At 66.8% G+C, this 19875-nt stretch carries 17 protein-coding genes and 1 pseudogene; 8 read left to right on the top strand and 10 right to left on the bottom strand.

Features of this window, described 5'->3' with window-relative positions; genetic code table 11:
- Positions 1 to 1605 (top strand): DEAD/DEAH box helicase (locus BM197_RS08640; RefSeq protein ID WP_090710619.1); only part of this gene is annotated, 1605 nt, incomplete at its 5' end.
- A 94-nt stretch (positions 1606 to 1699) separates the two neighbouring features.
- Here the strand turns inward: BM197_RS08640 and BM197_RS08645 are convergent.
- From BM197_RS08645 to BM197_RS08675, 7 genes are all read right to left on the bottom strand, one after another.
- A complete protein-coding gene (locus BM197_RS08645) occupies positions 1700 to 2797 on the bottom strand; it encodes an Rv2578c family radical SAM protein (RefSeq protein WP_090710621.1) in 1098 nt (365 codons plus the stop codon).
- A gap of 179 nt (positions 2798 to 2976) precedes the next feature.
- Positions 2977 to 3789, bottom strand: coding sequence for an energy-coupling factor transporter transmembrane component T family protein (locus BM197_RS08650; RefSeq protein WP_090710772.1), 813 nt, complete (start codon positions 3787 to 3789; stop codon positions 2977 to 2979).
- Positions 3786 to 5504 (bottom strand): ABC transporter ATP-binding protein, encoded by a 1719-nt coding sequence (locus BM197_RS08655; RefSeq protein ID WP_090710623.1) that lies wholly within the window; start codon positions 5502 to 5504, stop codon positions 3786 to 3788. The genes BM197_RS08650 and BM197_RS08655 overlap by 4 nt, the downstream gene beginning before the upstream one ends.
- Before the next feature lie 13 nt (positions 5505 to 5517).
- Positions 5518 to 6117, bottom strand: coding sequence for an ECF transporter S component (locus BM197_RS08660; protein ID WP_090710625.1), 600 nt, complete (start codon positions 6115 to 6117; stop codon positions 5518 to 5520).
- A 92-nt stretch (positions 6118 to 6209) separates the two neighbouring features.
- The gene (locus BM197_RS08665; protein ID WP_090710627.1) at positions 6210 to 7166 is read right to left on the bottom strand and encodes a pirin family protein; all 957 of its coding nucleotides are present in this window, start codon (positions 7164 to 7166) and stop codon (positions 6210 to 6212) included.
- Positions 7163 to 7477 (bottom strand): GNAT family N-acetyltransferase, encoded by a 315-nt coding sequence (locus BM197_RS08670; protein ID WP_090710629.1) that lies wholly within the window; start codon positions 7475 to 7477, stop codon positions 7163 to 7165. The genes BM197_RS08665 and BM197_RS08670 overlap by 4 nt, the downstream gene beginning before the upstream one ends.
- Before the next feature lie 75 nt (positions 7478 to 7552).
- Positions 7553 to 8485 (bottom strand): EamA family transporter, encoded by a 933-nt coding sequence (locus tag BM197_RS08675; protein WP_090710630.1) that lies wholly within the window; start codon positions 8483 to 8485, stop codon positions 7553 to 7555.
- Positions 8486 to 8561: 76 nt separating this feature from the next.
- Between BM197_RS08675 and BM197_RS08680 the strand changes: the two genes are divergently transcribed.
- The 4 genes from BM197_RS08680 (at position 8562) to BM197_RS08695 (ending at position 14633) form a co-directional block, all read left to right on the top strand.
- On the top strand, positions 8562 to 9161 hold the full coding sequence (locus tag BM197_RS08680; protein ID WP_090710632.1) for a hypothetical protein: 600 nt from the start codon (positions 8562 to 8564) through the stop codon (positions 9159 to 9161).
- Between the two features lie 124 nt (positions 9162 to 9285).
- Entirely contained in the window at positions 9286 to 10011 is a 726-nt protein-coding gene (locus BM197_RS08685; RefSeq protein WP_090710634.1) for a copper resistance CopC family protein, read from the top strand.
- A gap of 170 nt (positions 10012 to 10181) precedes the next feature.
- Positions 10182 to 12032 carry a DNA helicase RecQ gene (recQ, locus tag BM197_RS08690; protein WP_245762464.1) on the top strand — a complete coding sequence of 617 codons (1851 nt, stop codon included), beginning with the start codon at positions 10182 to 10184 and terminating at the stop codon, positions 12030 to 12032.
- Positions 12033 to 12509: 477 nt separating this feature from the next.
- On the top strand, positions 12510 to 14633 hold the full coding sequence (locus tag BM197_RS08695) for an acyl-CoA dehydrogenase family protein (RefSeq protein WP_177216788.1): 2124 nt from the start codon (positions 12510 to 12512) through the stop codon (positions 14631 to 14633).
- A 193-nt stretch (positions 14634 to 14826) separates the two neighbouring features.
- On the opposite strand, the gene BM197_RS08700 is transcribed toward BM197_RS08695, so the two are convergent.
- Genes BM197_RS08700 through BM197_RS08710 form a run of 3 tightly spaced genes read right to left on the bottom strand, consistent with a single transcriptional unit; the run spans position 14827 to position 17548 of the window.
- On the bottom strand, positions 14827 to 15492 hold the full coding sequence (locus tag BM197_RS08700) for an SDR family oxidoreductase (protein ID WP_090710637.1): 666 nt from the start codon (positions 15490 to 15492) through the stop codon (positions 14827 to 14829).
- 31 nt (positions 15493 to 15523) lie between these two features.
- Positions 15524 to 16528, bottom strand: coding sequence for an aldo/keto reductase family protein (locus BM197_RS08705; RefSeq protein ID WP_090710638.1), 1005 nt, complete (start codon positions 16526 to 16528; stop codon positions 15524 to 15526).
- Between the two features lie 33 nt (positions 16529 to 16561).
- Positions 16562 to 17548: a malate dehydrogenase gene (locus BM197_RS08710; protein WP_090710640.1), complete on the bottom strand. Its 987-nt coding sequence runs from the start codon at positions 17546 to 17548 to the stop codon at positions 16562 to 16564.
- A gap of 77 nt (positions 17549 to 17625) precedes the next feature.
- On the opposite strand from BM197_RS08710, the gene pip reads away from it, so the two are divergent.
- From pip to BM197_RS16625, 3 genes and pseudogenes are all read left to right on the top strand, one after another.
- Positions 17626 to 18582 carry a prolyl aminopeptidase gene (gene pip, locus BM197_RS08715; RefSeq protein WP_090710641.1) on the top strand — a complete coding sequence of 319 codons (957 nt, stop codon included), beginning with the start codon at positions 17626 to 17628 and terminating at the stop codon, positions 18580 to 18582.
- Between the two features lie 62 nt (positions 18583 to 18644).
- On the top strand, positions 18645 to 19532 hold the full coding sequence (gene ypfJ / locus BM197_RS08720) for a KPN_02809 family neutral zinc metallopeptidase (protein WP_090710643.1): 888 nt from the start codon (positions 18645 to 18647) through the stop codon (positions 19530 to 19532).
- Between the two features lie 162 nt (positions 19533 to 19694).
- Positions 19695 to 19856: pseudogene (locus BM197_RS16625) on the top strand (LuxR C-terminal-related transcriptional regulator); the annotation flags it as partial.
- Positions 19857 to 19875: the final 19 nt, after the last annotated feature.

Below are 19875 nucleotides of genomic sequence, written 5' to 3' on the forward strand. Positions count from 1 at the left end.
ACCGAGCGTCCTGCGTACAACCGCGGTGAGAGCCGGACCGAGCGTCCCGCGTACAACCGCGGTGAGAGCCGGACCGAGCGTCCTGCGTACAACCGCGGCGAGCGCACCGAGCGTCCCGCCTTCAACCGCGGCGAGCGTACCGAGCGCCCCGCTTACAACCGCGATGACCGCCCACAGCGCCCGTCGTACAACCGCGACGACCGCCCGCAGCGTTCCTCCAGCGACCGCCCCGAGCGCGGTTCGTACAACCGCGATGACCGCGGCCCCCGCCGCGACTTCGGCAACGACCGTCCCCGCCGTGACGCCGGTGAGAAGAACTTCTACCCGAACCGTGACGCCAAGGGCCACTTCACGCCTGAAGACGACGTCGTGCTTGAACGCCTCGAGGCCCAGGCCACGCTGGCGACCGACGTCGAAGGTGTGAGCTTCTCCGACCTCGGCCTCGGCGGCAACATCGTCGCCGCGCTCGCCGAACTCGGCGCTCCGAGCCCGTTCCCGATCCAGGCGGCAACCATTCCAGACGTTCTCGCCGGCCGGGACGTTCTCGGCCGCGGCCGCACCGGATCGGGCAAGACCATTGCCTTCGGCGCACCGCTGGTCGAGAAGCTGATGGAAAACGGCGGAGGCAAAAAGCGCGCCATGGGCCGCAAGCCCCGCGCCCTCATCCTGGCCCCGACCCGCGAGCTGGCGCTGCAGATCGACCGCACCGTCCAGCCGATTGCCCGCAGCGTCGGCCTGTTCACCACGCAGATCTACGGCGGTGTGCCGCAGGCACGCCAGGTCGGCGCCCTCCAGCGCGGAGTCGATATCATCGTCGGCACCCCTGGGCGCATCGAAGACCTCATCGAGCAGGGTCGCCTTGACCTCTCCGAGGTGACCATCACCGTCCTCGACGAGGCCGACCACATGTGCGACCTCGGATTCCTCGAGCCGGTGCAGCGGATCCTCCGCCTGACCGCTCCCGGTGGCCAGAAGCTCCTCTTCTCGGCAACCCTTGACAAGGGCGTTGCGTCGCTCGTCAAGGAGTTCCTCCCGAAGCCGTCCGTGCACGAGGTCGCCGGTGAAGACCAGGCCTCAGCGACGATCGATCACCGCGTCCTCGTCGTCGAGCACCGCGATAAGGACCTCCTCATCGAGCAGCTCGCCGACCGCAACGAGAAGACCCTGATCTTCTCGCGGACTCGCGCATACGCCGAGCGGCTGACCGACCAGCTGGAGGACGCCGGCATCCGTGCCGTCGCCCTGCACGGTGATCTGAACCAGGCTCGCCGTACCCGCAACCTCGCCCAGCTCACCTCAGGGCGCGTCAACGTGCTGGTCGCGACCGACGTTGCCGCCCGCGGCATCCACGTCGACGACATCACCCTGGTCATCCAGGCCGACGCGCCGGATGAGTACAAGACGTACCTGCACCGCTCGGGCCGCACCGGCCGGGCCGGCAAGGAGGGCATCGTCGTCACGCTCATCCCGAAGGCGCGCCAGCGTCGTATGACCGACCTCCTCGGCCGTGCCGAGATCGAGGCCGACTACGTGAACGCGCGCCCCGGCGACGAGATCATCGAGGAGCTCGCCGGTCGCATGACCAACGAGAAGCTCACCCGCTAGCACCGAGGTTCACCGGAACACCCGTTCCGGACGGAAGCGCCCGCTCTGCCGGATGGTTCCGCCCGGGGCGGGTGTTTTCGTATCTACGTGGCTGTCAAAACAGCGTCGGCTGCTCGGTCGCCGGCAGGATGCGTGCACCGGTCGATCCGTCGTCGCTTGCGAACGCGACGCGCTCACCCGCGTCGTTCCGGAGCATCCCGAGCGCTTTTGATCGGATGCCGCCTGTCGACGGGTCCTCGAGGCCTCGCTCCAGGCCATGCGAGCGAATGAGCGGAGAGATCCGGGCTGCCAGCCACTTTCGGTATTCCTTTGGCGCGTACTGACCGCGGGAGTAGAGCTCCGTGTATTTGGGGACGAGTTCCGGATGTTCCCTCTGGAGCCAGTGCATGAACCACGGCTTCACTCCGGGTTTGAGGTAGAGCGAGGAGAAGAGCACGCTCGTGCCGCCCGCCTCTTTCACGCGGCGAAGTGCTTCGTCGAGGTGTGCCTTCGTGTCGGTCAGGTACGGCAGGATCGGCATCAGGAAGACGCTGCAGTCGAGCCCGGCGTCGCGCACGGCGGTCACCGTTGCCAGTCGTGCTTTTGCCGACGGTGTGCCCGGTTCGATCGACTTCTGGAGCTCGTCATCGTAGATCGCGATGGACATGGCCAGGTCTACCGGCACTGATTGTGCCACCTCCGCCAGCAGGGGCAGGTCGCGCCGGAGAAGCGTGCCCTTGGTGAGGATGGACAGGGGAGTGCCCGACCGGGCGAGTGCCTCGATGATCCCGGGCATGAGCGCATACCGCCCTTCGGCGCGCTGGTACGGGTCAGTGTTGGTGCCGAGGGCGACCGGGAACTGCCCCCAGCTCGGTTTCGCGACCTCCTTGGCGAGCACGTCAGCGACGTTGATCTTGACGACGACCTGGTTGTCGAAGTCAGCGCCGGCGTTGAAGTCGAGGTAGGTGTGGGTGGGGCGGGCAAAGCAATAAACACACGCATGACTGCATCCACGGTACGGATTGATCGTCCAGCCGAACGGCATCTGCGATTGCCGCGGCACCCGATTAAGCGCCGACTTGGCCAGCACTTCGTGAAAGGTAACACCGGCGAACTCCGGCGTCTGCACACTGCGCACAAGGTTGTTGAGCTTCGCGAGCCCGGGCAGCGCCGACGGCTCCTCCGTGCCCAGTTGTTGTCCGTCCCACCGCATAGAAGTATTAGAACATAGATTCGATGGATTGCCGACGCCGGCTCGGGCGTGTGGATGAAACCGCGAGCGGTCGCTCCGAGGGCTGAGGATGCGCAAAAACACCGTAAGGGTCATCCTGAGAGCCATGTGCGCGTACTGAAGGGGCTCGAGCGCGCCTTGACGACCGTGCGGGATGCGTCTTAGGGCAGAGCCCCGCCCAGCCGCGCAGCAACGACGAGAAGCCCTGCCCCGATAAGCCAGAACAGGGCGGTGAACACGGCATCGCGAACCCGTAAAGGCATGAGGTAGCGCTCGGTCCGGGTCGGATGCGCACCGAAAGCGCGCGAGTCCATCGCGAACGACACCCGCTCGGCGTGCCGGATGGCTCCAGCGAGCAGCGGAACGACATAACCGAGGCCGCGACGGATGCCGGCGATCGGCCCGCGTCCGCCGGCAACGCCCCGAACGCGATGGGCCTGCCGGATGAGATCCAGATCGTGCCGGAACCGGGGGACGAACCGGTAGGCAGCGAGCGCCGTGTAGCCGACCCGGTACGGAACACGCAGGTGCTCCACCGAGGCGCGGACCAGTTCGGGGCCAGTGGTCGTCAGGCCCGGAATGAGTGCGAGCGCAAGCACCGCGCCGAGCCTGAGCGCGGTGGCCAACCCGATCAGCCAGGCGCCCAGGTAGAACCGGTACTCGCCGATCTGGAACAGGAGGGGCGTCGTGTCGACGCGGGCGGCATCCGTCCACAACCCGAAACTGAACGACAGCAGAAGGATGAGCAGCGGCAGGCCGATGACGAGCGCTACTGCCCGGCGGAGAGTCAGCCGCGCACCGATCAGGATCGTGATCACGGCGAAGAGAAGAAAGAGCAGCGGAGTCCACACGTCGCGGACGACGAGCAGCCAGGCCATGAACGGCAGCGGGGCGGCGAGCTTCGACAGCGGATTGAGCCGGTGCAGGAAGAATCGCGGCGGCGCTGTGACCGATGCGTACGGGTCGGTCGTCATGACGGTGACCCCGGTAGGTCGGCGAGGCGGGTGACGGACCTCCACGACGGATGCTTCTCAACGGCTCCCATCGCCGTCGCCAGTGGCGGCAGCCGCAGCCCGGCGCGTGCGATCAGCTCCGCATCGCCGAGGATCTCCGCCGTCGGGCCAAACGCGAGCAGCTTGCCCGAACTCAGCACCGCGACGGAGTGCGCGTACTCGGCGACAAGCTGCAGGTCGTGGGTGGCGGCGATGATGGTGCGGCCGCCCCGGTTGAGGACGGTGAGAAGAGCCAGCAACTCGTCAGCGCGCTCCCGGTCCTGCCCGAAGGTCGGCTCATCGAGAACGAGCACCGGTGCCCCGGTGACGAGCGCCGTGCCAACCGACAGGCGCCGTTTCTGCCCACCGGACAGCAGGAAAGGATGCGCATCGCGCAGCTCCTCGAGCCCGAATCGCTCGAGCATTCCGGTCACCGTGGACTCCACGCCCGCAGCATCCATCGAACCGCCGGCCAGCCGCAGGCCATACGCGAGTTCATCCCAGACGGTGTTCTCGAGGAACTGGTGCTCCGGGTTCTGGAACACGAAACCGATGTGAGCGGCAAGCGCCCGAACGTCACTTGTGGTCGGGTCGAGGCCCGCGACGGTGATCCGGCCCCGCGGCGGCGGCACGACACCGGCGATCGCCTGAACAAGGGTCGTCTTGCCCGCCCCATTTGTCCCGATGACGGCGGTGAAGTCCCCGGCCGCAATGTCGAGCGACACGGAATCCAGCAGCGTGCTGCCGCTTCGGACAACCGTCAGATCGCGAACCCGCACCGCAGCCTCGTCGCCACGTCGCTGCAACCTCGCCCGAGCGGCAGGTTCCGGCAGCACACGGATGCCGTCGAGCGCGGCCGCGAGCTGTGCCCCGGTGAGCGGAAGAGGGTCGATCTCCACGCCCGCTCGGCGCAGGCGCAAAGCTGCGAGCGTCGCGACGGGCAGCCAGACTCCCAGTGCCGCGACGTCCTCCGCCCGCGCGGCGAGTACAGCGCCCGGCGTGCCGTTCAGCGCCACCCGGCCGCCGCTGTCGAGGACGATCACGCGGTCGATGAGCTCGATCGCCGCGTCGAGGTTGTGCTCGATCAGGAGGATTGACTTATCGCCCTGTGTCACCAGGTCCCGCAGCACGGCGTAAACCTCATCGATACCGACCGGGTCGAGGTTCGCCGTTGGCTCGTCGAGCACCAGCAAGGGCGCTCCCATCGCCAGTGCGCACGCGATGCTCAGGCGCTGGCGTCCTCCGCCGGAGAGAAGGTCAGGGTTTTCTGCCCGGCGCTCCCACAGCCCGACAGCGCGCAGTGACGCTTCGGCGCGCGCGAGGCCGACCTCTACCGGGAGCCCCAGGTTCTCCGGGCCGAAACACACCTCGTCGAGCACGGATCCGGTGACAATCTGAGCGTCGGGGTCTTGGAAGACCATCGCGACTTTTTCCGACAGCTGCGCCACCGTGGCGTCCATCGTGTCGATGCCGCCTGCAATGACAGCGCCGGCCAGGCGCGCTGGGACGGCGTGCGGGACGAGCCCGTTGAGGGCGAGTGCGAGGGTGGACTTGCCGCAGCCGGACGGACCCAGCAGCAGCACGACCTCACCGGGTGCTATGTCGAACGAGACGCCGGCCGGGGTGTTCCCGGTGCGACCGTCATGGCGGATAGCCAGGTCGCGCACTCGAAGGGGCAGGACATCCCGATCGTCCATGCCAGTCAACGGCTCACGCCGCGACCATCAGTGCATTCGTGTCTTGCCTGCGGCCCGCGCGACGGTCGATTTCCTGCTGCAGACCACGAGCGACCCCTGTTTTGTCGAGCCGGTCCGCGAGAATCCGTCCGATCCAGGTGGCAAGCACGGGGCTCACGACAAAGAGAACGAAGTACACCAGGTTCGCCCAGCCGGTGAAGTTGCTCAATCCGATCACCACGAACACCCCGAAGCCGAAAACCAGCCCAGCGATCGTCGCGGCCAGGTAGAACACCCACGCCTTCCAGTAGCGATACCGGGTCACGAGGAACGGCAGTTCCTGAAGCGCGCCGATGGCGAGACCGGCCCCGAGGTAGCGAAAGAACCATTGCGGGCTGAACGCCGCCGCCACAAGTCCCGCGAAAAGGCCGGTGAGGAGGGCAGCGCCGCCCCGCCGCAGTAACGATTGTGCGAGAACTCCCGGCAGAAAGTAGACCCCGATGAGAAGCCCGTAGAGAATCGGGAGCGTCGCGGCGATGATGCCCTGGAGATACCCGCTCGCAACGAAGACGAGCCCGCCGCCGACGCCGATTGCGGCGCACGTCAGGAGGAGCCGTGTGCTGCTGTTTCGCATGGGTGCTCTCTACCGATCAGTCGGGTCGTTGCGGGCAGAGCCGCGCCTCTCAATTTAGCTGAGGCTTGCCTCATTCCAAAGAGCGACCGGAGTCAGACACGTCGCTTGCGCGGGGTCAGTCGCACGGTGGGGAGCGGAGGGGCGGGGATGCGTTCGCCGCCGTGGCCGTCGACGCGACCGAACCGGTCGGCGCCTCGCTCCCAGTCGTCGCGTGCGGTGACGATCTCGTCGTGGCTACGGCCGACGAAGTTCCACCACATGATGAGTTCCTCCCCGAACGGGACGCCGCCGAGGAGAACGAAGCGGGCGCCGTCGGCGCTGGACACGTCGAGGTTCTTACGCCCGAGTCCCAGGTACAGCAGGGGTCCGCTGGTGAGCCGGTGCCCGGCGACATCGAGCGAACCGGAGATCACCATCACGGCGTATTCGAAGGACGGAGCGAGAGGAAGCGATGCCTGCGCGCCGGCGTCGACGATCGCATCCGCTCCCATCAGGGGAGTGAAGATCGTTGCGTCGGACTCGAGGTCCCCGAGGCGCCCGACGAGCACCGTCGCAACCAGGCCGTCCGTTTCGTAGACGGGAAGCCGGGTGTGGCGCTCAAAGAACGGGTCGACGGCCGCCATCTCACGCGGCAAGGCAACCCAGAGCTGCAACCCTCGCAGCGCGGACTCAACCTGACCGAGAGAGAACTCGGAGTGCGAGATGCCGTAGCCACTCGTCATGATGTTGAGCTCGCCAGGCTGAACAGCCACGTCGGATCCGACGCTGTCACGGTGACGGATGCTGCCTTCGATCGGCCAGGTCACCGTCTGCAGGCCGGTGTGCGGGTGCGGAAGCACGCGCATGTGCGACTGCGCGTCATCGAAACGGTCGAGGAAGCACCACGCGCCGACCATCGGCAATTCGCGTTGTGGGAGCGAACGGCGCACGAGGATTCCCCGGATGCCACCGAGCGGCACCTCGCGGGCCTCCAGCAGACGAGTGGCCGGTCCGTCCTGGTCGATCCGGTGGCAGCTGCTTTCGTCGACCGGGGCATCGAGCCGGGTCATGACTGCGCGGCCTTCGGCAGGTCGATGTGCTCGTCGAACTCGTGGTGGCTCTGAAGGTACTCGGCGATGAACGGGCACACCGGGACGATCCGCTTGCCGCGATCGACGGTGTCCTGCAGTGCGAACGCGGCGAGTCGGCTGCCGAAACCCCTGCCGCCGAACGCCTCGTCGACGATGGTGTGCAGGAACGTCACGCGATCGTGGCTTTCCCGGTACGTGGCGACGCCCGCCAGGGCATCCCCGACCCAGATCTCATAGCGATGTCCTGCGTCGTTGCGCAGCAGGCGCACCTGCGCGTTCGAGGTATCCATGTCCGCTCCGTCTCGACTACGGCGAGTCTCTTCTTCTCAACCTAGTCCCGCCGAGTTTATTCGCATGCATGGATTTCAGGCGAGTGCGAGCATCCCGGCCGCGAGGAGCGCAAGGGCGAGGCCGACCCACTGCACGGGCGCGATGCGCTCCCGGAGTACGACCGCTGCGAGGAGGATGGTGCCGGCCGGGTACATCGCCGTGAGCACGCTCATCACGCTGAGATCACCGATCCGGATGCCGATCAACAGGAGAGTGTTCGCGACAGCGTCGACGATGCCGCACGCGACCGCGAGCGCAAGGCCCGGTCTCCAACCTGCGCTGATCGGTGCAGGGTCGTGCGGGGTGGCCTGATGCAGGACCTGCGCCGCATCCTCGTGCACGGATTCCGCAACCCGCGTCCGTGCGGCCCGACGGCTGATGAACCACAGGACGCCGACCGTGACGAACATGAGCGCGGCGTTGACCGCCCGGTTCATCACGAGCGGCACCACCCCAGAGTCCTCCGGGGTCTGGTCGATGAGGATCATGAAGGTCCCGATCATGGCCCCCGAGCCCACCGCCATGAGGATTCCCTTGAGGCTCGGCCGCACTGCCCCCTTCTCGGGTACGAAGCCGACCAGGACCACGGCGACGGGCGCGAGTCCGAGGGCCAGGTAGCCGGCCAGGCCCAGTCGCTCACCGCCGAGCAGCCCCCATGTCATCGGAACGATCGCGGAGACGACGGCGGTGAGGGGAGAGAGGATGCTCATCGGCCCGATGGCGAGGCAGGCGTACAGGAGTGAGATGGCGATAGCGCCGGTCACCCCCGACAGCGCGCCCCACAGGACGGCCTCGGCCGACCAGGTGCCGAAACCGAGCGCGAGCACGACAAGAAGCCCGACAAGTCCAGCCGCGGCGGCGACGGCCGTCACCCGGATCGGACTGATCCGTTTGGACGCGAGGCCGCCGAGAAAGTCGGCTGCGCCGAAGATGAGCGCGCCGGTGAGTCCGACGATGGCGGTGAGCATGGGGCTCAGCGTAGCGGCGTTGACCGATCCGTCCTCCCGGCCGCTCCGAAGTACAGTGGAAGCAGCAGGAGGACAAATGCAGGCACGACGAACACGGGTGACACGCGGTGTCCTCGCGGCGGCCGTATCGACGTTTACGGCCGCGTTCTCGCACGGCGTCGCCTCGGGTGAGGCACCGAGCATCGTGGCGCTCGCCGTGGCATCCGTCCTCGCCGTCGCGGTCTGCGTCGCTCTCGCCGGTCGGGCGACTCCGGCGCGACTCACCGTCGCCGTCGCCGCGAGCCAGGCCGCATTCCACGGTCTTTTCGGCGCGCTCCCTGATACGTCCGGCACGGCGACGCAGTCCGGGCACCACGGCATGGTCGTGCTCACAGCGGATGTCGTTCCCCACGTGCACCAGTCGGCCGACGTCGTCATGTGGCTCGGTCACGCTGCTGCTGCAGCCGTAACGATCGCCGCCCTTCAGCACGGCGAACGTGTGCTGAGAGCGTTCGGGAACACGCTCGGGCTGGCGTTCCGCGCGGTCATCGCTGCGCTCGGAGCCGTTTCGCCCTCCACCCCCGCCACCACGGTGCCCGGGTGGTTGCCGGTTCTCCGGGGATCCACTGCGCTGCTGCCGTTCTCGGCGAACCGGCGGGGGCCACCGCTGCTCGTTACCGCGCGCTCCTTCGCGTAGCGGCCGTATCGGTCGCGTCCAATTGTTTTCGGTCGGTTGGTCGCGCTTTCGGTTCGGGTGGTCATTCGGCGCACCCGTTCCCCCCGTTTATTTCTCAAGTTACATCTTTCTGAGGACCACCCTTATGGCTTCATTCCGTTCCCGTCCCGTCATGGCCGGCATCCTCGCGGGCATAGCGCTCGCGGCTCTCGTGGGGGTTACCCCTGCGCAGGCCCACAACTCACTCGTTTCCTCTACTCCTGCCACGGGGTCGGTCGTGACCGAGCAGCCCGGCACGTTCGTGATCACCACGAGCGACGCCCTGCTCGACTCGGGCCCCGACAGCCCGACGACCTTCCTCCAGGTGAGCGGCCCAGGCGACACTCCGCTCTATTACGGTGACGGATGCGTGACCGTCGCCGGGGCGAGTATCACGATGCCTGTCCTGCTCGGCGAAGCGGGCGAGTACCGCGTCGCGTGGGGTGTTGTGTCGGCGGACGGGCACCCGATCACGAGCGCTGCCAGCGGCGGCGACATCGTCTTCACCTGGCAGCCTGCCGGCGGCCAGGAGATCGGAAGCGGATTCTCCGCCCCGCCGACCTGCGGCCAGGCGCCCGCTGCGTCGGAGACAGCAGCCCCCGAAGAGACGGAGGCCGCTCCGGTCGTTCCGCCGGACACCGCAACGGCCGCCCCGGTCGCTGAACCCGACGACGCCTCGACCGCGGCAACGACGATCCTGTGGATCGGCCTCGGCCTCGGCGTTCTCGTCGTGGCAGCGATCGTCGTGCTCGTTGTCGTTCGGAGGCGTGCGCCGTCCGCCGAACCCGCCGAGGCGGCATCCGAACCCGGAGGCCCGCCCGCCGCAGTCTGACCGGAGCCGCACGTGCGCGCCCACGCGCGTACGTGCGGCTATGGCTATTGGGTCGTTGCTCGGTCAGAACTGGCTGGAAGTTTTCGGCGGAACTCGACCTTTTTCGACCGCGCAAAGAGGATGGCGGGCAAAATTCGCCGTTGTCAGCTGCTCAGGCTATCGTTCGTCAGGTGACAACCGCCCCGCCATCCAGCCCGCACGCACCGGTCCGTCCCAGCGCGGCCGAGGTGCTGTCCCGCGTGTTCGGCTTCGACTCGTTCCGTGGCGAACAGCAAGCCATCGTCGACCAGGTCGTGGCAGGCGGCGATGCCGTCGTACTGATGCCGACCGGTGGCGGAAAAAGCCTCTGCTACCAGGTGCCATCCATCGTCCGCGAGGGAACCGGTGTTGTCATCTCGCCGCTGATCGCCCTCATGCAGGACCAGGTCGATGCACTCCTGGCCGTCGGCGTCAACGCAGCCTTCCTCAACTCGACGCAGTCCCCGGAGGAACGCGACCGGGTCGAACGGGCGTACCTCGCCGGCGAACTCGACCTCCTCTATGTCGCGCCCGAGCGGCTCGGTTCCGAAGCCACCAAACGATTCCTCGCGAACGGCCGGATCGCCCTCTTCGCGATCGACGAGGCGCACTGTGTCTCGCAATGGGGACACGACTTCCGCCCCGACTATCTCACCCTCGGTGACCTCGCCGAGCGCTGGCCAGACGTTCCCCGGATCGCCCTCACCGCGACGGCGACGGAGGCCACCCATCGCGAGATCACAGACCGGCTGCACCTTCACAACGCCAGGCATTTCGTTGCCAGCTTCGATCGCCCGAACATCCAGTACCGGATCGTTCCCAAGAACGAGCCGCGCAAACAGCTCGTGGACTTCATCCGTAAAGAGGGAGCCGGGCAGGCGGGCATCGTTTACGCCCTCAGCCGCAACACCGTAGAGAAAACGGCGGCGCACCTGCAGGCGAACGGAATCGCGGCGCTGCCGTACCATGCAGGACTCGACGCCTCACTGCGCCAGCGAACCCAGGCCCGGTTTCTCCGCGAAGACGGCATCGTCATTGTCGCGACCATCGCCTTCGGCATGGGGATCGACAAACCCGACGTGCGGTTTGTGGCCCACATCGACCTGCCCAAGAGCGTCGAGGGCTACTACCAGGAGACGGGGCGCGCAGGGCGCGACGGCGAACCATCCGTTGCCTGGCTCGCCTACGGATTGCAGGATGTCGTCCAGCTCCGGCGCATGATCGACGACTCTCGAGGTGACCTGGCACACCGGAGGCGCATGTCAGCGCACCTCGACGCCATGCTCGGCCTCTGTGAGACCGTCGAGTGCCGCCGCCGTAACCTCCTCGGTTACTTCGGCCAGCCCTCCCAGCCCTGCGGCAACTGCGATACCTGCCTTGATCCGCCCGAGGTCTGGGACGGCACAATTCCGGCGCAGAAGCTTCTCTCGACGATCGTCCGGCTGAAACGGGAACGCAACCAGGAGTTTGGTGCAGGCCACCTCATCGATATCCTCCGCGGCAAGACCACGGCGCGCACCAGCCAGTGGTCGCACGAGACCATCGCCACGTGGGGGATCGGGGCCGACCTCACCGAGCAGCAGTGGCGAGGCGTTGTTCGTCAGTTGCTGGCCAAACGTCTGCTCGCCACACGCGGCGAATATGGAACCCTCGGCCTGACCGACGGCAGCGCCGAGGTACTGTCAGGCGGGCTCACGGTGGCGATGCGAAATGAACCTGAGCGTCGTGCCTCGGCCGGAGCAGCGAGAAAGGCCGCCGTCGCTGACCTTAACCCGGCAGACGCGGAACTCTTCGACGCCCTCCGTGCGTGGCGTGCGACCGAGGCCAAAGAGCAGGGCGTTCCCGCCTACATCGTCTTCGGCGACGCTACCCTGCGGGCGATCGCGACGGCGCGGCCGGGCTCGTCGGAGGACCTCGCCGGCATCAGCGGCATCGGAGAGAAGAAACGTGCGAGCTACGGCGCAGCGATCCTCGAGGTCGTCAGGGCGGGTTCCGCGGCTTAGGGCGCGTTCCGAGACTCAAATGAAAGGCGCTGCGCCGACCGTGAGGTCGACGCAGCGCCGTGTCTGACGCGAGGTCTATCCCTTGCGGGCCTTGTCCTCGCCCTTCGCCTTCTTGTCGAGCCGCTTCTCCTTCAGGGACTTCGCGGGTTCCTTCTTCGCAGAATTCTTCTGGGGTGACTTGTTAGGCATCCGTACTCCTTTGGCCTGCCAGCCATGCCGGCTGTGTTCCCTCGACCATACGCTGTTATCCGCGGGAGTGTTAAGGGGCGCCGGACCTCATGCGAGAGGGAGTCGCGACTCGGCTGGCGTTGTTGACTCTGGCAGTAAAAGCAGCCGTGCTTCTGTAGCTTTCCTCAAGCGTGCGCTGCGTGCTCGTGACGTCATTTGTAGCCAGGGGACGGGCTATTTCGCCAGTTCTTCGCTCGCTCGTACCGTGGAATGACACGTACTTCAGCGATGAAAGACAAAGGAACTCCCATGGTCGACACCTCCCTCTCTTCCGGCACCGCCGTCGACGACAGCTCTCTCGACGAGGACGGCAGCCAGGCCACCGACGCAATCCGGATCTCCCGTGGGGAACTCGGCGAGAAGCTTCTCGGCTCGTGGCCGGAGCAGCGCCAAGCCGCACGACGTCTGACGGCGCGACCCGAATTCCATCGCATCGAAGGCCAGTCGATGGCTGATCACCGCGAGACCGTCTTCGGCCAGCTGAAGTTGCTCGTGGAGAACGGCCAGGTCCACCGCGCATTCCCGAAGCAGCTCGGCGGCATGGACGACCACGGAGGAAACATCGCCGGCTTCGAGGAGCTCGTCACCGCCGACCCGTCGCTGCAGATCAAGTCCGGCGTCCAATGGGGCCTGTTCGGAGCGGCCGTGCTTCACCTCGGCACGAAAGAACACCACGATCGGTTCCTCCCGGCGATCATGAGCCTTGAGACCCCCGGTGCGTTCGCGATGACCGAGATCGGGCACGGCTCGGACGTCGCATCAATTGCCACCACAGCGACCTACGACGCTGAGACCGAAGAGTTCGTCATCCACACCCCGTTCCGCGCAGCGTGGAAGGACTACCTCGGCAACGCCGCCGTGCACGGCAAAGCAGCGACACTCTTCGCCCAGCTCATCACCAACGGCGTGAACCACGGAGTGCACTGCTTCTACGTGCCCATCCGCGACGACGAAGGCAGCTTCCTCCCGGGCGTCGGCGGGGAGGACGACGGCATCAAGGGCGGCCTCAACGGCATCGACAACGGCAGGCTCCACTTCACGAACGTCCGCATCCCGCGCACCAACTTGCTCAACCGGTACGGGGATGTCGCCGCCGACGGCACCTATTCGTCACCGATCAAAAGCCCGGGGCGTCGCTTCTTCACCATGCTCGGCACCCTCGTCCAGGGACGCGTGTCGCTGGACGGAGCCGCCGTCGCGGCATCCGCTGTCGCCCTTCAGATCGCGATCACCTACGGCAGCCAGCGTCGCCAGTTCAACGCGGCGAGTGACGTGCACGAAGAGGTGATCCTCGACTACCAGCGCCACCAGCGTCGGCTGCTGACGAAACTCGCCACTACGTATGCGCAGAACTTCGCACACGACCAGCTGCTCGTTAAGTTCGACGGTGTGTTCAGCGGCAAGAGAGACACCGAGGACGACCGGCAGGACCTCGAAACCCTCGCCGCCGCGCTCAAATCGCTCTCCACATGGCACGCCCTCGAAACGCTTCAAGAGGCGCGCGAAGCCTGCGGCGGCGCCGGATTCATGGCGCAGAACCGGCTCACGAGCCTCCGCGCCGACCTCGACGTCTATGTCACCTTCGAGGGCGACAACAACGTGCTGCTCCAGCTCGTCGGTAAGCGACTGCTCGGCGACTACGGCAAGCGGTTCAAGGACGCGGATGCCACAACGCTCGCGCGGTTCGCAGCGGAGCAGGCTCGAGGCAAGGTCGTGAACGGCACGGGGCTGCGGTCGCTCGCCCAGACCGTTGCCGACTTCGGCTCAACGGCACGATCCGTCGGTCGCCTCCAGGACGAGCAGGCGCAGCGCGAGCTGCTGACCGACCGGGTTGAGGCCATGATCGCCACGATCGCAGGACGGCTTCGCGCGGCAAGCAAACTCTCGAGGGCCGAAGCGGCTGCGCTGTTCAACGAGAACCAGAACGAACTGATCGAAGCGGCAATCGCCCACGCCGAGTTGCTGCAGTGGGAGGCGTTCACGGAGGCCCTCGCGACGATCTCCGACCCGGACACGAAGAAGGTCCTGACCTGGCTGCGTGACCTGTTCGGCTTCGGCCTGGTCGAGAAGCACCTCGCCTGGTACCTCATCCACGGCCGGTTGTCCGGGCAGCGCGCCCAGTCGGTGACCGCGTACATCGATCGCCTGCTTTCTCGCCTACGCCCGCATGCCGTCGACCTGGCCGATGCGTTCGGTTACACCCAGGAGCACCTGCGGGCGCCGATCGCGTCGGGCATCGAGGCGGAGCGGCAGGAGGAAGCCGCGGCGTACGTAGCCGAGCTTCGCGCCTCAGGCAAGGCCCCGGTGGATGAGAAGGCGGCGAAGTCGTCGTTCGACGCGCTGAACCACCCCAAGAAGAGCAAGAAGCAGTAGCCCGGCGGCGGCGGTTGTACCCGACAACCGCCGCCGTCGTTGTTCCCGTGCCCGCGTTCTGCGGTTCATAACTCCGCCCATTTCACCGTCGGCCCAGCAGCACCCGCCCGACTGCGCAGGTCGCCGGGGGTACGCCGAAGGATGGGCTGAGTAATGCGCTGGGCGGCGCCGGCTTCAGCGCCGGACGAACCGCTCAGCCGGCCGAAACCGCAGCTGCGACAGCAGCGGGGATCGGTGTCTCGCCCGAGATCAGGTCCCAGGTGTGCCCGGCCGTCTCAGGGAAGGTGAGCACCGCCGCGATCACAGCGGCAACGTCCGCCCGCGGAATCGAGCCCCGTTCGGTGTGCTCAGCAAGAGACACCAGTCCGGTCGGTTCGTCGTCGGTGAGCGCCCCGGGGCGAAGGATCGTCCAGTCGAGCCCGCTTCGCCGCAGCGCGGCATCCGCGTCACGCTTCGCCTCGACATACGCGGTCCACACCTCGTCGGCTCCGGGTTCTGGGCCTTCATCGACGCCGATCGCGGAGACCTGCACGAACCGGGTCACCCCTGCCTGTTCCGCAGCAGCGGCCGACTTCGTCGAGCCCTCGAAGTCCACCGTGCGCTTACGGGCGGCGCCGGAACCAGGCCCGGCCCCTGCGGCGAACACGACCGCATCCGCCCCGACCATCGCCTTTTGCAGGTCAGAAACCGATGCCGTCTCCACGTCACAGACGAACGCCTCGGCGCCGAGCGCTTCGATGTCGCCCCGGTGGTCCGGGTTGCGGAACACACTGACGACCTCGTCGCCGTTCGCCACGAGCAGGGACGTGAGGTGGCGGCTGATCTTTCCGTGTCCACCGATGAGAACGATGCGACTCATGGAATTACCTTTCGCTTGGCGACGTGAACGGTCACGACGGGCGTTTCTCGGGCGACACCGTCTTGCGCGGATCGGTCTCAGGAAGCGAGTCGAGCACCTCGTCGATGCGGGAGAGAACGTCAGCCGACAGGGTGACGCCTGAAGCTTTCACATTGTCGCGGACCTGCTCAGGGCGGGATGCCCCGATGATCGCTGATGCCACGTTGTCATTCGCGAGCACCCACGCGATCGCGAGCTGCGCGAGGGTGAGCCCCTGCTCGTCGGCGACCGGCTTGAGATCCTGCACGGCGGTGAGGACGTCGTCCCGGAGGAAGCGCGACACGGCATCCGCCCCGCCCTTCTCATCGGTGGCCCTGCTGCCCTCCGGCAGGGGCTTCCCCGGCAGGTATTTGCCGGTGAGGATGCCCTGGGCGACAGGCGACCAGACGATCTGCGAAATGCCGAGCTCCCTGGATGTCGGCACCACTTCTGCTTCGATCACTCGCCAGAGCATCGAGTACTGAGGCTGATTCGAGATGAGCGAGATGCCGAGGTCCTTCGCCAGCGCGCTGCCGCGGCGGAGCTGGTCGGCGTTCCACTCGGAGACACCGATGTACAGCGCTTTGCCCTGGCGCACCACGTCGGCGAACGCCTGCATGGTCTCCTCAAGCGGTGTTTCCGCGTCGTAGCGGTGAGCCTGGTACAGGTCGACGTAGTCAGTGCCCAGTCGTGACAGTGACCCGTCGATCGACTCGAGGATGTGTTTGCGGCTGAGCCCGGAGTCGTTGGGCCCCTTCGGCCCTGTGGGCCAGTACACCTTGGTGAAGATCTCGAGCGACTCGCGCCGTTCCGATTTGAGTGCCTCGCCGAGCACGGTCTCCGCCGCGGTGTTGGCGTAGGCATCCGCCGTGTCGAACGAAGTGATCCCGCTCTCGAGCGCTGCGGCCACGCAGGCGCGGGCGGCGTCGTTCTCGACCTGCGAACCATGGGTGAGCCAGTTGCCGTACGTGATTTCGGTGATCTTCAGGCCTGAATTGCCAAGGTAACGATAGTCCATGCCGCCACGGTACGCCTGATCCTCGCCCGTGCGCTAAATCAGTCCGAGCGCTTGCACCTGCTCCCGTTCTGTGGCAAGTTCCCGCACCGAGGCGTCGATCCGCTGGCGGGCGAACGCGTCGATGTCGAGTCCGGGAACGATCCGCCAGGCGCCGTCGACGCTCGTCGCGGGGAACGACGAGATCAAGCCCTCCGGCACCCCGTAGCTGCCGTCAGAGGGCAGAGCGACGCTGGTCCACCGGCCGCGGTTTCCGTTCACCCAGTCGTACATGTGATCGATCGTGGCGCTCGCCGCTGAGCCGACCGAACTCGAGCCGCGGACCTCGATGATCTCCGCACCACGGTTGGCGACGCGGGGAATGAACTCCTCGCGAACCCATTCGTCGTCCACGAGCTCGCGAACTTCTCGCCCCGCCGCGGTGGCATAAGACAGGTCCGGATACTGAGTTGCCGAGTGGTTGCCCCAGATGGTGACGCCGTCGATGTCTCCGGCCGGCACCCCGAGCTTCGCGGCGAGCAGCCCGACCGCTCGGTTGTGGTCCAACCGGGTGAGCGCCGTGAACCGCTCCCGCGGGATGTCCGGCGCATGTGCCGCCGCGATCAGGGCATTCGTGTTGGCCGGGTTGCCGACAACGACCACGCGGATGTCGGATGCCGCGCCCGCGTTCAGCGCGGCGCCCTGCGGCCCGAAAATGGCACCGTTCGCCGCCAGCAGGTCCGCGCGTTCCATTCCGGGGCCACGGGGGCGGGAGCCGACGAGCAGCGCCACGTTTGCTCCGTCGAACGCGGTCGCCGCGCTGTCGGTGACGGTGACGGCGTCGAGGAGGGGGAAGGCGGCGTCCTGCAGTTCGAGCGCAGCACCCTCGGCCCCGGCCAGCCCGGCGGGGATTTCAAGCAGGTTCAGGCGCACCCGGATGTTCGGCCCGAGCAGCTGCCCTGAGGCGATGCGAAACAGCAGCGCGTAGCCGATCTGGCCCCCCGCTCCGGTCACTGTCACGGTCGCCAGGGTGGTCGCGGTCATGGGAACTCCCTCGGTCTCGGTGCGGACAGCCTACGCGCGGGGCTGCCCCGACGGAACGGGAGGGGTACGGTCGAAGGATGCGGACACTGTACCCAGAGATCGAACCATACGACGCCGGCCTCCTCGACGTCGGCGACGGCAACGCCATCTACTGGGAGACCTGCGGGAACCCGGACGGCAAGCCCGTTGTCTTTCTCCACGGTGGCCCGGGGGGCGGATCCAGTGCTGACCACCGTCGGCTGTTTGACCCGGCCAGGTACCGGATCGTCCTATTCGACCAGCGGGGCTGCGGCAGGAGCACGCCGCACGCGAGCGCTCCTGAGGCGGACCTCGCGGCGAACACCAGCTGGCACCTCGTGTCCGACATTGAGAAACTGCGCGATCACCTTGCAGTGGACACCTGGCAGGTTTTCGGCGGTTCGTGGGGCAGTGCCCTCGCCCTGGCCTACGCCGAAACCCACCCCGACCGGGTGCGCGAACTCGTGCTCCGCGGCATCTTCACCCTCCGTCAGGTCGAGCTCGACTGGTTCTACGAGGGTGGCGCATCCGCGATCTTCCCCGACCTGTGGCAGGAATTCCTCGCCCCCGTCCCAGTCGAGGAGCGCGGGCACCTCATCCGCGCCTACTCCAGGCTGCTCAATAACCCCGACCCTGCCGTTCACGGCCCGGCCGCGATCGCCTGGTCACGCTGGGAGTCCTCCACGATCACCTTGCTGCCGCGCGCCGATGTGATCGCCCGGTTCACCGAGCCGAGCTATGCCGTGGCCTTCGCCCGCATCGAGAACCATTACTTCATCCATGGAGGCTGGTGGGAAGAAGGGCAGCTGATTCGAGATGCCGGCAGGCTGGCGGACATTCCGACCGTGATCGTGCAGGGCCGCTACGACATCTGCACCCCGGCGATGACGGCGTGGGCGCTCGCCAAGGCGATGCCCCACGCAGAACTCCGCATGATCGCTGACGCCGGGCATGCCTTCGACGAGCCCGGAATCCTCGACGCTTTGCTCGAGGCGACCGACCGTTTCGCGTCATAGCCGTCGGGGCGCCCAAGCGCAATGTGCTGTTTGGTGCAGGACCTGAGGGATAGGTTGGCGTCGTGACTTTCAATCCCGATTCGGACATTTCCGGTGGCAACGTCAAGCGTCGGGGTCGTGGTGCTGCCGTCGGCGGCGGCGTCGGCATCGTCGGCGTCATCGTCGTGTTCGTCGTCTCTCAGCTGACCGGCGTCGACATCGGCGGGTTGATCGGTGGTGGCGGGCAGGGCGCGCCAGCCGGGCCTGACCAAGCGATCACCGAGTGCAAGACCGGCGAGGACGCCAACGAGAACGTCGACTGCCTGATGCAGGGCGCGAGCGCGTCGATCGACGACTTCTGGGTCGCCACCTACCCCTCGATTGCGAGCAACGAATACGTGACGCCGTCCTTCGTGCTCTTCGACCAGTCGACGACGACCGGCTGCGGAGCGGCGTCCAGTGCGACCGGCCCGTTCTACTGCCCGCCAGATGCGACGATCTACATCGACACGAGCTTTTTCCAGCAACTCCGCCAGCCTCCGTTCGACACGACGGGTGGCACCCTCGCGCAGATGTACATCGCTGCGCACGAGTGGGGACACCACATCCAGAACATCACAGGGATCATGGACTCGGCCGACCGCACAGGTACCGGCCCGGACTCCGACTCCGTGCGGATCGAACTTCAGGCCGACTGCTTCGCCGGGGCCTGGGTCGCCGGCGCATCCCAGACGGACGATGTGAGCGGCACGAAGTTCCTCGAGCCGCCGACCCAGACGCAGGTGACGGATGCCCTCGACGCCGCAGCAGCCGTCGGTGACGACCGCATCCAGCAGGGCTCGGGCCAGGAAGTGAACTCCGAAGCCTGGACGCACGGGTCGAGCGAGCAGCGGCAGCGCTGGTTCACCACCGGTTACGAGAACGGCGCGGCGGCCTGCGACACCTTCTCGGTGCAGGGCTCGCAGCTCTAAGACTGTCTCCGAACGGGCGGGTACCGCAAAAACGGTACAGGGTATGAGGTGGAACGGTCAAACCCCATTCCGGCGGCCGACGCGGCACGGTGGGTCGGGTTCGTAGCCTCGCATCATGATCGAATTACAGAACCTCACCAAGACCTACGGCCCCAAACAGCCGTGTCGAACACCGAAATCGCCGGCTGGCTCTTCCTGTCGGAGTCCCCCGTGAAGACCCACGTCGGACGCATCCTCTTCAAGCTCGAGCTCCGCGACCGGGTCCAGGCCGTGATCGTGGCGCACCGTGAAGGTCTCGTTTGCGCCGTTTTCTCGAAAAGCTGAGCGTTCCTCACCCGAAAAG

It is taken from the genome of Mycetocola miduiensis, assembly GCF_900115155.1.
In the GTDB taxonomy this organism is placed as follows: Bacteria; Actinomycetota; Actinomycetes; order Actinomycetales; family Microbacteriaceae; genus Mycetocola_A; species Mycetocola_A miduiensis.